The 16,218-nt window shown below is 33.6% G+C and carries 14 protein-coding genes, 1 pseudogene, 1 riboswitch and 2 other annotated features; of the genes and pseudogenes, 4 read left to right on the top strand and 11 right to left on the bottom strand.

Annotated elements, in window-relative coordinates:
- Positions 1–28: 28 nt before the first annotated feature.
- The 7 genes and pseudogenes from AAG068_RS11670 to AAG068_RS11640 form a co-directional block, all read right to left on the bottom strand.
- A pseudogene (locus AAG068_RS11670) lies at positions 29–1,316 on the bottom strand (MFS transporter).
- Positions 1,317–1,468: 152 nt separating this feature from the next.
- On the bottom strand, positions 1,469–3,352 hold the full coding sequence (locus AAG068_RS11665) for an ABC transporter permease (protein WP_342719380.1): 1,884 nt from the start codon (positions 3,350–3,352) through the stop codon (positions 1,469–1,471).
- 11 nt (positions 3,353–3,363) lie between these two features.
- Positions 3,364–4,131, bottom strand: a complete 768-nt coding sequence (locus AAG068_RS11660; protein WP_342719379.1) for an ABC transporter ATP-binding protein — start codon at positions 4,129–4,131, stop codon at positions 3,364–3,366.
- Positions 4,132–4,383: 252 nt separating this feature from the next.
- Positions 4,384–6,303 carry a threonine--tRNA ligase gene (gene thrS / locus AAG068_RS11655; protein ID WP_342719378.1) on the bottom strand — a complete coding sequence of 640 codons (1,920 nt, stop codon included), beginning with the start codon at positions 6,301–6,303 and terminating at the stop codon, positions 4,384–4,386.
- 44 nt (positions 6,304–6,347) lie between these two features.
- Positions 6,348–6,570: a binding site (T-box leader), on the bottom strand.
- 36 nt (positions 6,571–6,606) lie between these two features.
- Positions 6,607–6,828: a binding site (T-box leader), on the bottom strand.
- Between the two features lie 125 nt (positions 6,829–6,953).
- Positions 6,954–7,661, bottom strand: a complete 708-nt coding sequence (rluF, locus tag AAG068_RS11650) for a 23S rRNA pseudouridine(2604) synthase RluF (RefSeq protein WP_001222169.1) — start codon at positions 7,659–7,661, stop codon at positions 6,954–6,956.
- 186 nt (positions 7,662–7,847) lie between these two features.
- On the bottom strand, positions 7,848–8,468 hold the full coding sequence (locus tag AAG068_RS11645) for a YdbC family protein (RefSeq protein ID WP_342719376.1): 621 nt from the start codon (positions 8,466–8,468) through the stop codon (positions 7,848–7,850).
- 193 nt (positions 8,469–8,661) lie between these two features.
- A complete protein-coding gene (locus tag AAG068_RS11640; protein ID WP_342719751.1) occupies positions 8,662–9,036 on the bottom strand; it encodes a hypothetical protein in 375 nt (124 codons plus the stop codon).
- A 132-nt stretch (positions 9,037–9,168) separates the two neighbouring features.
- On the opposite strand from AAG068_RS11640, the gene AAG068_RS11635 reads away from it, so the two are divergent.
- The 3 genes from AAG068_RS11635 (at position 9,169) to AAG068_RS11625 (ending at position 12,966) form a co-directional block, all read left to right on the top strand.
- Positions 9,169–9,744, top strand: a complete 576-nt coding sequence (locus AAG068_RS11635; protein ID WP_342719375.1) for a hypothetical protein — start codon at positions 9,169–9,171, stop codon at positions 9,742–9,744.
- A 207-nt stretch (positions 9,745–9,951) separates the two neighbouring features.
- Positions 9,952–10,071: riboswitch (glycine riboswitch) on the top strand.
- Between the two features lie 107 nt (positions 10,072–10,178).
- Entirely contained in the window at positions 10,179–11,546 is a 1,368-nt protein-coding gene (locus AAG068_RS11630; RefSeq protein ID WP_342719374.1) for an alanine/glycine:cation symporter family protein, read from the top strand.
- A gap of 226 nt (positions 11,547–11,772) precedes the next feature.
- Positions 11,773–12,966 (top strand): S8 family peptidase, encoded by a 1,194-nt coding sequence (locus tag AAG068_RS11625; protein ID WP_342719373.1) that lies wholly within the window; start codon positions 11,773–11,775, stop codon positions 12,964–12,966.
- Positions 12,967–13,066: 100 nt separating this feature from the next.
- Here AAG068_RS11625 and AAG068_RS11620 read toward each other — a convergent pair whose 3' ends face one another.
- Both AAG068_RS11620 and AAG068_RS11615 read right to left on the bottom strand, forming a co-directional pair.
- Positions 13,067–13,591, bottom strand: coding sequence for a DinB family protein (locus AAG068_RS11620; RefSeq protein ID WP_342719372.1), 525 nt, complete (start codon positions 13,589–13,591; stop codon positions 13,067–13,069).
- 14 nt (positions 13,592–13,605) lie between these two features.
- Complete coding sequence (locus tag AAG068_RS11615; RefSeq protein WP_342719371.1) at positions 13,606–14,373, bottom strand: DUF3891 family protein; 768 nt, start codon at positions 14,371–14,373, stop codon at positions 13,606–13,608.
- 205 nt (positions 14,374–14,578) lie between these two features.
- Here AAG068_RS11615 and AAG068_RS11610 point away from each other — a divergent pair, with 205 nt between their 5' ends.
- Entirely contained in the window at positions 14,579–14,851 is a 273-nt protein-coding gene (locus AAG068_RS11610) for an HU family DNA-binding protein (RefSeq protein WP_001043907.1), read from the top strand.
- 36 nt (positions 14,852–14,887) lie between these two features.
- Here the strand turns inward: AAG068_RS11610 and AAG068_RS11605 are convergent, their stop codons facing one another.
- Positions 14,888–15,430 (bottom strand): cold-shock protein, encoded by a 543-nt coding sequence (locus AAG068_RS11605; protein ID WP_342719369.1) that lies wholly within the window; start codon positions 15,428–15,430, stop codon positions 14,888–14,890.
- A gap of 29 nt (positions 15,431–15,459) precedes the next feature.
- Complete coding sequence (sfp, locus tag AAG068_RS11600; RefSeq protein WP_342719368.1) at positions 15,460–16,215, bottom strand: 4'-phosphopantetheinyl transferase Sfp; 756 nt, start codon at positions 16,213–16,215, stop codon at positions 15,460–15,462.
- Positions 16,216–16,218 lie beyond the last annotated feature (3 nt).

The raw sequence follows: 16,218 nt of genomic DNA, 5'->3' as shown, positions 1-16,218 counted from the left end.
AATATTCAGAAACAAAAAGACAGATCTATTACATCTCTTCAGCTATACTTTGCGCCCGCTTCTTCCCACTAGGTAAAATAGCTTGATATAAACACGTAACCAAAAATAATAAACCAAATAAAATAATATACAATGTATCTGCACGAATCCATTTCGGGAACAGCATCGCTATCGCGCCAAGAGATAAAAGCTGAAATCCTGTCGTTAATGGGCTAAGTAAACTTTGAACGCGTCCCATAAATGATTCTTCTACAATTTCATACATCCAGCCCATGATTGCAACATTAATAAATGGTAAAAAGAAAGTCGCAAAAGCGATACATACATAAAAAGACCATACGTAGTTTACAAAGTAACACATACCGAAAAAGACCCCTGAGCCCGCCATACCAAATACAATAATAGGTTTGGGTGCATATTTCTTACCTACACTTGTTGCTATTATACTTCCAATTAGTAAGGAAATCCCTCCGATTACACCGCCTACCATCGCTAAACTTTCATACGTTGCTGTTGCTAATTTATATTTTAATATGTAAGTTGTTGATACGCTTAAAATACCATTCAATAATCCAAATACGATAAATCCTAGAAGTAATTTTTTTAAAGTTTCATTTTGGTATATATACTTGATCCCTTCTTGTTTCATTTTGGTATATATACTTGATCCCTTCTTGAAACTCTGTTATTAACATCTTCAAATTAACTTCTTTCCATTTTGTTCTACCATTTGGCAAACGAACTTTTTCTGGAATGGATATCGTTTGAATCAAAATACCACTCATAATAAAGGTGAGCGTATTTACTAAAACGCTCCCATAAATTCCAAAAGTCCAGTACACCATCGTTGCAATTCCTACACCAAATAAAGCATACAAACTATTTACCATTTGATTAATCCCTGCTGCTGCACCGTATTGGTCTGATTCAACTACTCCTTGTATCATCGACTGTTCTGATGGAGAAAAAAATTGTATACATGCATTTTCTAAAAATAAAAATATAAAGACGAGTATAATCATTCCGTAATAAAGTGAAATTAGGATTCCAATATTACAGAGCGAACAACATATGTTACTTACTGTACAAATACGCTGTCTATCAAAACGATCCACTACTGTCCCTACTAATAGAAAAAAGATTAATGCAATCATAATTTGTGTCATCGTTGCGTAAACTGGTTGTTTTCCGTATTGATCTAGCAAGTAAAACATTAAAGAAATTCCAGCAATCATAGAACCGAGTCGCTCTAAAATATTTGCTAGAAAAAAACGTGCATACACTTTGTTGCGAAATAACTGTAGCATTTCTTTCATACTTCGTATCCTTTCTCTCGACAAAATAGTATTATTTTAGTCATTTCTTGGAAGTTACATTATATTTTTCGACCATTATCCAATCTTTTCCTTCTTTATAAAAAACATAAAAAAAGAGCCCTTGTTTTCTAAACAAAGACTCTTTTCATAAACTATTTAGCTACCTCTTCTTTCGGCATTACCATACCTTTATAAAGTTGGACAGTTATCCAGTAATAGATGAAATAAATGACTAAGAAAATCCCTATCGGCACCCACACTTTTACAAACGGGTCAACTAATATAAAGCTAAATAAGTTAAGCCCTACTAACACGTGGGAAATTCCAATAATTGCTGGGAAGATAAATAAATATGAAATTTCTTTATAAATACTTTTCGTTAACATACTACGTCTCACACCGATTTTTCGTAACATTTCATAACGGCGTACGTCACGAGAAGCACCTGTTAATATTTTGAACATAAGAGAACTTGCCATCATTGCTAAAAAGGCAATTCCGAGGAAAAACCCCATAAACATTGTTCCACTCATGAAACTGTTCATAAACTGATAAATTGTCATTTTCGTAAATAAGTCTACTTTTGTACCTGTTGTTTTTTCAATTTGTTCTTTTTGTCTCTTGTCTATTTCAATTAACAACGGTTTATATTTTTTCATATCATCTACTTTTGCTAATGTTACACTATGTTCCGTTCCTTGAATTTCTTTGTAATGCTCTTCATCTGCAATTCTTACAGGTTTTCCGTTAAATTGATTATGTGTAATTTGTATTTCTCTTACAATCACATCTTCCCAATCTCTTGGCATACGAGGAAGCTTATTCGCTGCTTCCGGAACTTCCAAAGCAGAATATACGGGTTCAGTTAAAGGTTCAGCCACCCGTTTACGCGCAGGTTCTTTTAAAGTTTTCGTATCAAAGCGTTCGGAAATTAGTGGTGGTTTCGCTACTAAGTCGTTACGTAAGTAATACACCGCTTCCCCATCTACTTTATACTTGTACCTGCTTTCTTCAACAATTTCCATTTCTTTTAATGCTGCTGTATCTTGTTCGTTTGGATCATGAATTGCAACATCATATACACGAGAAAGGTCCGTCATAATACCTACATTTTTTTGGAAAGCCATACCTGCAGTCATCGCACCTGCTCCTAATGCAATTAACATCGCTACCGTACCTAGTACTCTCGATAAGCTATTTACTCGAAATCGTAGCTGTGCATATGTAAAACTATTTAAGCCCGTTTCATTTCGTTTTTTATTTCCTTTAATTTTCATCACAAAAAATGGGAGCAATGAACTAAAGATAAAATATGTTCCAAGTGTTGTAACGATGGTTGCTATAATAAAACCTAATTCAGCATATATTTTTACATTGATCATAAAATAGTACCCTGTACTTACTAGTAATACACCAAGTACTGTCATTATTATAATGCGAGTTTTACTTTTCTTTACTTCATCTAGCGTTTCATCTTCACGAATTAACTCCAATTCTGTTTTACGTAATAATCGGATGCTATTCATTAAACCAGTAATAAAAAATAGTATTAAGAAGAAAATAGCTGTAACTAAGATTGCTGGTGTATATACAGATGAATAACTACCTTTTGCTGAAATTTCCATACCATTCATTAAAAAATTTCCTGCTACACTTGCAAGTAACATCCCTACTAAAATACCGATAATAATACTTACAATCCCCATACCGAATGTTTCAATAAATAATAACTGTGCTACTTTTTTCTTTTTCGCGCCAAGCATCATATACATACCGAGTTCTTTTCTTCTTAATGTGAGTAAGAAAGAATTGGCATATATAATATAAAATACAGTAATGAAGGATAATAGTATGGCACCTACCCAGAATACGAGTCTAATACTACTAATAAGACTATTATCTTTCGTAAATTCACTATTCATCGCCATCGTTTGGAACATGTAGAAAATACTAATACTAATAACGAGGCCAATAAGTAAAACCATATAATCTTTTAACATCTTTTTCATACTATGACGTGATAATTTGAATAACATAATCTCACCCCCTACTTAGACTCAGTAGCTGAACCCATATGAGCGAGCACACCTAAAATGTCTTGATAGAAATTTTCTCGTGTTCCTTGACGCTTTAGCTCTTTATATAAAAGGCCGTCTTGAATAAATAATATACGCTCACAATAACTCGCACTAAATGCATCATGCGTTACCATTAAAATACTTACATTGTGATTTTCATGTAAATCTTGCATCGCTTCTAATAAGCTTTTTGCATTTTTACTATCTAGCGCCCCTGTCGGTTCATCTGCTAATACGATTGCTGGATTATGTACTAAAGCTCGTGCTGCCGCTGTTCTTTGCTTTTGTCCCCCAGAAACAGCAGTTGGATATTTCGTTAAAATTTCAGTAATCCCTAACTTCTTTGCAACCTCATTCACCTTTCCAGTAATCTCACTTGAAGGTACGCCTTGCAAAGAAAGTGGTAAAGCAATATTTTCATAAATTGATAAGTTTTCAAGTAAGTTAAAATCTTGAAAAATGAAACCTAATTTTTGAGAGCGAAAATCTGACAATGCATTCCCATTCATAGAAGTAATATTTGTGCCAGCTATTGTCACACTACCACCTGTCGCTTGATCCAATGTACTAATCACATTAAGTAAAGTCGTTTTTCCAGATCCAGAAGGCCCCATAATCCCGACGAATTCTCCTTCCTTAATAGTTAATGATACGCCCCTTAACGCTTTTGACTGATTCTCATTTCTTTTCCCATACGTTTTTTCTACACTTTCTACAGTAACTACATTTGTTGACATCTCTTTCACTCCATCCCTTTTGTATAAAATGAATTTCTCACATATTTCTTATCTTTTTCTCATGTAAATTCTTAAGAGTTTTTTAATTATTCATCCTATTAGGGTTACACAGACTACATGAACCTGTTTCCTACTTCATATTCTCATTTTTCTACAACTTGTTCCCTCGATTTCGCTTACATTTACCTTACATTTTTGTAAGATAAAAAAGAAAACACACCATTATGAAGTAGTGTGTTTTCTTTTCAAACTCTATTTCCGATTATTTATTTCCTCTTTTATACTTTCCGCAAATCCATTTAGTTCAACAACTTCTGATTTTTCTTCCCCATATTTACGTACATTTACAGCTCCGTTCTCTATTTCCTTATCCCCAATAACAAGAACATAAGGAACCTTTTGCATTTGTGCTTCTCTTATTTTATATCCTAATTTTTCATCTCGTACATCTCGTTCTACACGAACGCCAGCATGTTCTAATTTATCTGCAACCTCATCTGCGTATTGTACATGGACTGTATTCGAAACTGGAATGACCTTCACCTGAACTGGTGCCACCCATGCCGGGAATGCACCTCCAAAGTGCTCAATTAATATCGCTAAGAAACGATCTAAAGATCCTAATACTGCCCTGTGAATAACAACTGGTCTTCTCTTTTCATTCTTCTCATCTATATAATTTAAATCAAACTTCTCTGGCATTTGGAAATCTAGCTGGATTGTACCGCACTGATGACTTCTATTTAAAGCGTCTTTAATATGAAAATCGATTTTCGGTCCGTAAAATGCACCGTCACCTTCATTTAGTCTATATTTATAATTCAATGAATGTAATACATTTTCTAATGACGCTTCTGCTTGCTCCCATAACTTATCATCCCCCATTGAATCTTCTGGACGAGTAGAAAGCTCTACTTCATATTCGAATCCAAAAGTTTTATAAACGTAATCAATTTGCGCCATTACGGATTTAATTTCATCTTCAATTTGTTCTGGTGTTACAAATAAATGAGCATCATCTTGGCAGAAAGTACGTACTCTTAATAATCCATTTAATGCCCCGCTAAATTCATGTCGGTGTACCTGGCCGAACTCACACATACGAATTGGCAATTCGCGATAAGAGTGTAATTTATTTTTGAACATTAACATATGTCCTGGGCAGTTCATCGGTTTTAATGCGAAGCTTTTATTATCCACTTCAGAGAAATACATATTGTCTTTGTAATGTCCCCAGTGTCCGGATTTCTCCCATAACTCTTGGTTCATCATAAACGGAGTACGTACTTCTTGATACTTATACTCTTTTTGAATTTCTCTTAAAAATGCTTCTAATTCATTTCGGATAATCTGTCCTTTCGGTAAATAAAATGGCATTCCAGGAGCCTCTTCAGAAAACATAAATAACTCCAGCTCACTACCTAATTTGCGATGATTTCTCTTTGCTGCTTCTTCAACGAAATGTAAATACTCTTCTAATTCTTTTTGAGAAGAGAATGCAACGCCATATATACGCTGAAGCACTTGATTGTTACTATCTCCTCGCCAATATGCACCTGAAACGTGAGTTAATTGGAAGGCTTTCAAATAGCCTGTTGACGGTAAATGTGGTCCTCTACATAGATCTACAAATTCACCTTGTTTATATAGTGTTACACTTTCCCCACTAGGAATTGCCTCTAACAATTCTAATTTCAGATGATCATTCATTTCTTGAAACAATTTTTTTGCCTCTTCTCGTGAAACTTCAACTCGCTCTATTTTTATATTTTCATTTATAATTTTTTTCATTTCTTTTTCGATTTTCGGTAAATCTTCTACATTTACACTACTCGGAAGATCCATATCATAATAAAAACCATTTTCAATCACAGGCCCTACTCCAAGTTTTATATCACCATACAATCTTTTTACAGCTTGCGCTAAAATATGTGCCGCGGAGTGTCTTGCAATTTCTATCCCTTCATTTGAATCTATAGCAACAATTTCTATTTCCGCATTTCCTTCAATATTTCGGCGTAAATCATATAACTGATCATTTACTTTCCCTGCGACTGCTTTCTTTTTTAAACTACTGCTAATGGATCCAGCAATTTCTTCTAAAGTAATTCCTTTTACAAATTCTTTAACGCTACCATCTGGAAATTTAATTTCAATCATTTGTTCTTTCATTTTTCATCTCTCCATTTCATAATAAAAAGCACACTCATCCCTAAAATAGGGACGAGCGTGCTTATACCCGTGGTTCCACCCAGATTCCCATTGTAAATATACAATGGCTTCTTTTACGGTAACGTCGTTTACACGGCACTAGATACTTCATTTCCCCAGTGCAGCTCTAAGGTGGTAAGTTATTTTTCTGCGTTAGGAAGTTCTCAGCTTTCCTTCCTTCTCTGTATAACCGGGTAAAATAACTCGTGTCCTTTTCTTCGCTTATTATGAAATTGAATGCAAAAAAAGCATATTCATCCCTAAAATAGGGACGAATATGCTTATATCCGTGGTTCCACCCAGATTCCCATCACAAAATGCAATGGCTTCTTTTGCGATAACGTCGCTTACACGGCACTAGATACTTAGTTTCCCTAGTGCAGCTCTAAGGTGGTAAGTTATTTTTCTGCGTTAGGAAGTTCTCAGCTTTCCTTCCTTCTCTGTATAACCGGGTAAAATAACTCGTGTCCTTTTCTTTGCTATTATAAGTACATCCATTAATTGTTATTTACTATATCTTATTCATTTTATTTTTGCAAGTGTTTAAAAAAGATTTTTTATTAAATAAAAAAAGAAACCAAAACTAAATTTTTGGTTTCCTCTTCTCAATTTTACCAATCTTGTGGTTCGTAATTTAAGTCTGAAAATAGACGGCGTTTCTCTTTCTTAGTTAAATCTCTCCACTGTCCAACGGGTAAATTATTCAATTCAATATTCATAATTCTCGTACGTTTTAACGTATATACTTGATAACCTAAAGCTTCACACATACGGCGAATTTGGCGATTCAACCCTTGTGTTAAAATAATTTTGAACTCATATTTTGATAACTGTGTGATCTCACAAGGAAGAGTTTTCGTTCCTAAAATTTTCACACCAGCTGCCATTTTTTCTAAGAAATCAGGTGTAATTGGCTTATCTACTGAAACGATATATTCTTTCTCATGTTTGTTTTCAGCACGTAAAATTTCATTAACGATATCACCATCATTCGTTAACAAAATTAGACCGTCTGAGTCTTTATCAAGACGTCCAATGTGACTAATTCGTAATGGATGATTCACTAAATCGATAATATTACCTTTTACTGATTTTTCACTTGTACATGTAATACCTACTGGTTTATTTAAAGCGATATATACGTGATCTCGAGCAATACGAAGTTGCTCTCCATTTACACGTACATCATCACCTGGATTTACTTGGTCACCAATTTTTGCAACCTTACCGTTAATAATTACTCTTCTCTCATTAATTAATTTATCTGCTCCACGTCGAGACGCTTTTCCAGCTTCACTAATAAATTTATTGATACGCAAATTAGGCACATCCTTTTCTAAACAAAAATTCAAGCTCACACTACGTCTACCGTACAATACATAAGGGTAAGCCTTCTATTATAACTTAAATATATTAACATGAAAGGGTATATAACGTCTTCTATTAATTACTCGTTTATAAGAAAATATCTTTATTATACTTTCATTTATGCACGTTTTGTACACTTAATATACAAGCCACTCCTCCTTACATATAGCTTGTTTACCTCTTATATCTTTTAAATCATCATGAATATTAGCTAGTTTATACAACTCAGGGAAAATCTCTTCTACATAATTTTGATGCACCATTTCATCTTTCCAATAAGTTAACACGATGTAACGATTTCCAGTTTTTAAAGACTTTCCAATAACTCCACCTAACATCCCTTTTGCATTTTCCATCCCTTTATTCCAAATTGTTTCTTGTTTATGTAAAAAATACTTTTCCTTTCCCAGCTTTACATCACATATAGCAACTCTTACGAATGTTCCTTCAGTAACAACGTCCTTCAAAGACATATCAGTAATATCATACAACGTTTGAAACAGTTCAATTTCACATGAAAGAAAAGTATCCGCTTGATTGCTATTTACATAAATTGTATCGTGAGTACCATTCATAAATGATTGATATGCACTTCGATCTTCCCATAAAGTAAATACACATGCCTCATCTTTATTCCATCCACCAAATTGTCCATGAAATCCATCTAGATGCTGTATATCGCGCCATTTTTCTTGTGCGTTTGAAAATAACTCTTTTTTCTCTTCTTCCACTTCACAGTAAATTGTTTTTAGTAACATTTTTAATTCCCCCTTAGGATATAATTTATCTTCCACTTACAACTTTTAGTTTACATAATATTTTTATGATCTCTTCATTGCTTTTTATCACCATATAGAACTTATCATATTTATCACTACATCTATCAAACCATCTATCTGATTTTATTTCAAATAATTCAGAATCAAAAGAAAAGATGTAACCCTTAACGAATTACATCTTTATCTTATCTCCCATATTCACCTTTTTCTCAAATAAATAATACGTTAGTTCTCCCGGATAATATATTACAGTTACATTCCTCTCCCCTTTTTTAAAAGTAACAGTATGCCCATTTTCCGCTAAGTTCTCCCATCCACTGGCCTTTGTAATAGGCATTACACTTATATATTTATAATCCTCTTCCTTTTCATCGTTAATATGGATTGCTGACATTGGTACTGGAAAATCTTTAATTTTAGATTCTTTATTCATAAATATGAATGCAATTAAACCCATTAGTAACATAGCCATTGAAATATTTGAAACTAGTTTTCTTCTATTCATTTTCACTAAAAATCCTCTTTTCTCACATATAACTTTCATTATTTTACTAACTTTAATTATTTTTGTATAGAAAATATATAATTTAAATCATTTCTAACCTATTTTCTCTACTTTAAACAACATTATTGTTATATATTATAATTATAAGTTTTTAAATTTTGGAGGCGTTACATATTGCAGAAATTATTTTTTACTAAATGGACAGTTTTTATTTCTATTCCCATCATTTTCGGTACAATTTTCTACGTTACTAATGTTAAAAATAACAACGAAAAAGCAACTGTAGAAACAACTGATACAAAAACATTCAAAACTAAATTGCAACCTAAAATTAATGAATTAACTAATAATTATAATGACATCATCGATAAACATTGGTTACCTGCCTGGAAAGAAATTAACACGAGCGGAGATTCAGTAGATAGAGATAAACTATTAGTTACAATGAGTGCTGTTTCCAAACAATATGAAAACATTATGAACGAAATAGACACTTTAAAAATTAAAGGAAATATATCAGAAGTACAAATACAAGAACAACTAGTTTATTTCACAACTGAATTTAAGGCTGCTTCTAAATTTATGAAAAACGCCGCAGATTTAATTATAGACGGAGCCAAAAACTCTACTCTAAACAGTGCAACAATTGAAAATACTAAACATGCTTTAGGCCTTGCGGATCAACATATTGTCATTGCTTTATCTACTTTAACTGAAGTTGAGGAGAAATTAGGACTTGCAAAAAAATAAAACTTTTTACTATTTTAAAATAAAAAAGATTGCAATTTACATTTTGTCTGTCTATAATATTTTTATTGATTTACAATCAATGCTTTTATAAATTTTATAATTCGGATGAACCATTCAGGAGAAGATCAACTGATCTACCGACGGGGCAAAAAGTTATTAAACCAACTTTGAAACTCTCAGGTCTTGGTTACAAGTAGAACTGCATGGGGACGAATCTCTGGAGAGACTCCCTCTCGCTTTATACAGCGCGGAGGAAAACGAGCACCGAAGGAGCAAATCCGCTACTATAGCGGATAATCTCTCAGGTAAAAGGACAGAGACAAGCGAAAGAAAATGCCGATTTGTATCGGTTTATTTTTCTATCCCTTGTTTCTCCAGAGACCATTTCATTTACTTGAAGTGGTTTTTATTTTTTCTAAAAAAGGAGAATACAGATGGAGACAGTAAGTAAAGTATTAGAACAAATCAATCACTATGTGTGGGGATTACCAACATTATTGTTACTCGTTGGTACTGGTATCATTCTAACAGTGCGTTTAAAAGGTTTACAGTTTAGTAAACTATTATACGCTCACAAACTAGCTTTTAAAAAATCAGAAGATACTTCTTCCTCTGGAGATATTAGCCACTTCCAAGCACTTATGACAGCTATGGCGGCAACGATTGGAATGGGAAATATAGCCGGTGTTGCAACTGCTGTGACGATTGGTGGACCCGGTGCAATCTTTTGGATGTGGATTACTGCTTTATTCGGGATGGCAACAAAATATGCCGAAGCAATTCTTGCGGTGAAATACCGAGTTAGTAATGAAAATGGTGAATATTCAGGTGGACCAATGTACTATTTAGAACGTGGTTTAGGCAAGAAATGGCTTGCTGTTTTATTCGCTATATTCGGTACAACTGCTTCTTTCGGTATTGGTAATATGGTGCAATCTAACTCAGTTGCAGAGGCGATGCGAATTAATTTCTCTTTCCCCCCAGCTTTAACTGGTATAGTAATGTCATTTTTAATCGCAATTGTTATTTTAGGCGGTGTAAAAAAAATCGGGAAAGTGACAGGATATGTCGTTCCAATTAAAGCCTTCTTTTATATCATTGCTGGTCTTATTATTATTTTCTATCACTACGATCAAATTCCAGAAGCATTTTCACTTATTTTTTCTGGTGCATTTAATGGTACTGCAGCTGCTGGTGGTTTTATCGGTGCAACAGTTGCATCAGCTATTCAAATCGGAATGGCGCGCGGTGTATTTGCGAACGAAGCTGGTTTAGGAAGTGCACCTATTGCTGCGGCTGCTGCAAAAACTGATTCACCTGCAAAGCAAGCTTTAGTTTCTATGACTGGTACTTTTCTAGATACGTTTATTGTATGTACCATTACAGGACTTGTATTAATTACTACAGGTGCATGGAAGTCAGGAAAAACCGGTGTTGAAGCTACAACATTAGCATTCCAATCTGTATTCGGTACTGCTGGTAGTATGATTCTCGGTATCGCTATTATATTATTCGCCTACTCTACTATTTTAGGCTGGTCGTATTACGGAGAGAAATGCGTGGCTTATCTATTTGGAGAAAGTGCCGTTAAATATTATAAAGCAATCTTTATCGTCATGATTGCTATTGGTGCGAATTTAAAACTAGGCATCGTATGGACATTTGCTGATATTGCAAATGGACTTATGGCGATTCCAAACTTAATTGGCCTTATTGGATTAAGTGGTATTGTTGTATCTGAAACGAATCGCTTTTTACAAGCCGAGAAATTAAAAGAAAATCATAAAAAACAGGCAAGTTAATCTATAAAAAAGGAATGACTCATACATAATGAGCATTCCTTTTTTCATTTTCTAACTCAGTAAATATCATTAAAAATATATTTATATCGATTTTCTCCTTTTTTATTCCTCTAAAAGTTTTTTACATAAATGACATAAATCGTATGGTCTAACTATATAGTTGAAAAGGAATGCGACATTAAAGTGTCGCTGAAAAACTTATCCAAGAAAAGGGAGGAAAAATCTTTTGAAAAACAAAATCATTGTTTTCCTATCTGTTTTATCATTCATTATCGGTGGTTTCTTTTTTAACACAAATACTTCAAGTGCTGAAACATCATCTACTGATTACGTCCCTAACCAATTAATCGTTAAGTTCAAACAAAATACCTCTTTAAGTAATGTCCAATCTTTTCATAAATCTGTTGGTGCTAACGTTTTATCTAAAGATGATAAGTTAGGTTTTGAAGTCATTCAATTTTCAAAAGGTACTGTTAAAGAAAAAATAAAAAGTTATAAAAATAATCCAGATGTGGAATATGCAGAACCAAATTATTACGTTCACGCCTTTTGGACTCCGAACGACCCATATTTTAAAAATCAATATGGATTGCAAAAGATTCAAGCTCCACAAGCTTGGGATAGTCAACGAAGTGATCCTGGTGTAAAAGTAGCTATTATTGATACAGGAGTTCAAGGTTCACACCCTGATTTAGCTTCTAAAGTAATCAACGGGCATGATTATGTTGACAACGACAATACATCAGATGATGGTAATGGTCATGGTACGCATTGCGCTGGGATTACTGGAGCACTTACGAATAATAGTGTTGGAATTGCTGGTGTTGCCCCACAAACTTCAATTTATGCTATCCGCGTATTAGATAATCAAGGAAGTGGTACTCTTGATGCTGTAGCGCAAGGTATTAGGGAAGCTGCTGATTCAGGTGCAAAAGTAATTAGTTTAAGCTTAGGTGCTCCAAATGGTGGGACTGCTTTACAACAAGCTGTTCAATATGCATGGAATAAAGGCTCTGTTATAGTTGCAGCTGCTGGAAATGCTGGAAATACAAAAGCTAATTACCCTGCTTATTATAGCGAAGTAATTGCAGTTGCTTCTACAGATCAATCAGATAGAAAATCTTCATTTTCTACTTATGGTAGCTGGGTAGATGTTGCAGCACCAGGTTCAAATATATATTCCACATATAAAGGAAGCACGTATCAATCATTAAGTGGAACATCTATGGCAACACCTCACGTTGCAGGAGTCGCTGCTCTTTTAGCAAACCAAGGATATAGCAATACACAAATCCGCCAAATTATTGAGTCAACGTCTGATAAAATTAGTGGTACAGGTACGTACTGGAAAAACGGTAGAGTCAATGCATTTAAGGCTGTACAATACGCTAAGCAATTACAAGAAAATAAAGCCTCTTAAGAAATAAGATAAAACTTAAATCAGTCTTTTTACCATTAAAGTGGGATAAAATAGAAGGAGAGACTTTTTCAATTAAAGTCTCTCCTTCTTACAAACTATATTACTCCCTCTCTTTCTGCCCCATATGTAAATACAGTACAAAATCCGTCATTGTCGATGAATGACCAAGTTGACGGATCATCGCTGTTATATTTCCTCTATGGTATGTACCGTGATTTACGACATGTTGCACTAACTCTAAAATTGAAGTTTCTAATTTTCCTGCATATGGGTTCTCGATAACAAATACAGCATTCACATCTTCAATTGTAATTAAAAAGTCTTTATATTGATTTGCCATGTTTTCAAACATTTTTTCTAATTCATGTAACGATTTAGTTTCGATTTGTTTTCGTAAATTTTCTCGATCTTGTATTGCTTCATTCATACTTTTACCATGCAATATGTGTAACCACACTTGATCTGTAATATAAATATGCGCGAAAGTATCCTTAATTGATGGAAATACACTCTGTATCTGTTCATTAAAAATAGTCTCATAGCTTGGTAATTCTTTTATTCGATTTAATAATCGTATATTAGCCCAAGCATGGTAATCCACCTGTTTTAACATGTACTCTTTCAATCAAAATCGCCCCCCTATTGTATGAAATGAATGGTTTGTTTCTTTATTTCTGATTCTCTATCAGCCTTTACAATTCCTTTTTCTTCAATTTCACGTTTATTTATAGTTTTATATTTTACATACGTATAAAATTCAGTTTGAAATGGAAACGGTGTAATTCGAATTGTTTCCTCATCTACCCATTCAGCTTGAATAGGTTTCCCTTCTTTACTATTAAACATTTCTGTTCCTTCAAAACCATCTTTAAACAAATCAATTTCATTTTCCTTTTCTACACCAGGTTTATTCATACATACATATAAAGAAAGTTCATCGCAAAATTTTAATAATCTATAATGTTTATCGAATATCGCAAATTGTTCTTTCGTTAACGTTTTTAATATTCTTTTTTGTCGTTCCAATTCCCCTGTATAAAATGACATCATCTCTTCATCTTCTTCATTTAATGGAAATGATAAAAAATGTTTACTACAAAGTAATGCTCCGTATGGGTTAGACCCTTCAATTTCATTCAAACCAATCTTATAAAAAACAAAGCGTAATGAGCTAGGACAATCCATAAATGTATACGGGATATTTTTAGCATCATTCAAAATTGGTACTTTATCAAGCTCTATCCACCCTCTATCATGCTCATATATTGCATCAATTGTCTCTTTTAAATATGTGTCATCTTCAAAAAAATCTTCTTTTATATATTTGGCAATCTCTCCAGCTAAAAAACCATGATCATGTTGACGAATTAATATGCTTTCTTTCTCATTCTTTTCACGAAAAATCATCCGTATACTCCCCCTCATCCTCATATTACAGCGTTTTCTATGCATCAATTCTTAATTAATCCCTAAATATTAGCAGGGATTCAGTTTCTTGCAACGAAATTAACATAACTATATAGCATTCTTTCTAACAATATAAATAGCTTTATGTTTACTATCTATTATACTAAATCATTCATTCTAAAAAATTTTTTTATGAGGTGAAAACATGAACAAAACAGAATTAATTAAAAATGTAGCACAATCAGCTGATATTTCTCAAAAGGATGCTTCTGCAGCTGTACAATCTGTATTTGACACAATTGCTACTGCATTACAGTCTGGCGATAAAGTTCAATTAATCGGCTTTGGAACTTTTGAAGTACGCGAAAGATCTGCTCGTACAGGGCGTAACCCGCAAACTGGCGAAGAAATTCAAATCGCTGCTGGTAAAGTTCCTGCATTTAAAGCAGGTAAAGAGTTAAAAGAAGCTGTGAAATAAACAAGAAACCAGCCATTTTATAGGCTGGTTTCTTGTTTATTTCAGTAATTCCTTTATATTCTCAGCATGATATACTTCACATATATAAAATATGCATTTGCAGTTACTTACAATTTGAGATTTTCTAGTTGGATACACATTTGCTGTTACAGAGCATCCATCAAACAATTCAATAATATTTCCAGCTGGCTGATATCCTTCATATAATACGTTCCTTCTTACTTCCATCTTTTCTATAAGTTTTTCAACTGGAATGTTTCCACTCTCTAACTCACACTTTATTGTATGTGGTAAAAACGAGGTATCCGCAAAAATGAGATTTTCGGATAACACTTTTCCTTTATAACTAACATTGGATACACGGTAAAGAAATGTTCCATTTTTATCAAAGAAATTCTTTGCTTCTTTCGGGATGTACTGTCTATCAATTACCTCTTGTTCGAGAACATCAAACTGAACTGTATCATTCAAAAGCTTTTCTAAAGCATGAATAGATGATGTATCTCCAGAAAATAAAATATTTTTAATTGCTTGTACATTATAAGTGAATTCATTTGTTCTATTTTCCGCTACTAACATGAGGAACACCTCTTCTATAAAATATTTTATTAAACTTCTTTATAATTTAAAAGCGATACTGCGTCTATCTGTGTGATTTCAGTTACTTCTTTACTAAATATCGCAATGGAAGCCAAATAATCTACACTTGGTCTTATATCTTCCATCATTGTAGTTTCTACTAGCTCATGTCTATCCTTAAAAACTAACAAGTTTGGAGGTTCATTGGGAGCTGATACAGTAATATCCACTGGCGCAATCATTAGTCCTTCACCTGTTGCTTTGAGCACTGCTTCTTTTCGAGTCCAATATGTTAAAAAACCTTCTATTTTCTGTTCATTAGGTAATTTCATAATTTGCGCTATTTCAATGTCCGTTAATACACCCTCTGCCATTTTCATAACATCTACATTTGGATTCATTTGTTCAATATCAACGCCTACAGGTGCAGACTTTGTAAATGCAACAACAACCCACTCACCCGAATGTGAAACAGATATTTGCGGCATGCCTTCTGGTAATTGTGGTCTACCATGTTGTAACTTACATACTGGGCACATTCGATCAATGGGTACTTGGACTGGCGACATAGAAAGTACCTTTCCAAGAACTAATCTACTAATTACACAACCTATTATAAATCGTGCACGATCTACCGAATGATGATATGAATTTGCTTTCTCTCGTTCAACATTATTTAGTAAATTGTAATGCCATGATTGTAAATCTGAAATTTTTGCCCACCATATTTGACAACCATTCTCATTAAGAATTGGTACAGAATCTACAACTTTACTCTCTATCATGTA

This window comes from Bacillus paramycoides, from assembly GCF_038971285.1.
Lineage (GTDB): Bacteria > Bacillota > Bacilli > Bacillales > Bacillaceae_G > Bacillus_A.
The sequence above is the reverse complement of the archived record's forward strand: the minus strand, read 5'-3'. Positions and strand labels throughout refer to the sequence as shown.

What these genes read in the sequence shown, in the direction of transcription:
- AAG068_RS11610 (WP_001043907.1), top strand. Translation starts at nt 14,579, where the DNA reads ATGAACAAAACAGAATTAATTAAAAATGTAGCACAATCAGCTGATATT.
- AAG068_RS11615 (WP_342719371.1), bottom strand. Translation starts at nt 14,373, where the DNA reads ATGATTTTTCGTGAAAAGAATGAGAAAGAAAGCATATTAATTCGTCAA.
- AAG068_RS11630 (WP_342719374.1), top strand. Translation starts at nt 10,179, where the DNA reads ATGGAGACAGTAAGTAAAGTATTAGAACAAATCAATCACTATGTGTGG.
- AAG068_RS11645 (WP_342719376.1), bottom strand. Translation starts at nt 8,468, where the DNA reads ATGTTACTAAAAACAATTTACTGTGAAGTGGAAGAAGAGAAAAAAGAG.
- AAG068_RS11605 (WP_342719369.1), bottom strand. Translation starts at nt 15,430, where the DNA reads ATGTTAGTAGCGGAAAATAGAACAAATGAATTCACTTATAATGTACAA.
- thrS (WP_342719378.1), bottom strand. Translation starts at nt 6,303, where the DNA reads ATGAAAGAACAAATGATTGAAATTAAATTTCCAGATGGTAGCGTTAAA.
- sfp (WP_342719368.1), bottom strand. Translation starts at nt 16,215, where the DNA reads ATGATAGAGAGTAAAGTTGTAGATTCTGTACCAATTCTTAATGAGAAT.
- AAG068_RS11660 (WP_342719379.1), bottom strand. Translation starts at nt 4,131, where the DNA reads ATGTCAACAAATGTAGTTACTGTAGAAAGTGTAGAAAAAACGTATGGG.
- AAG068_RS11665 (WP_342719380.1), bottom strand. Translation starts at nt 3,352, where the DNA reads ATGTTATTCAAATTATCACGTCATAGTATGAAAAAGATGTTAAAAGAT.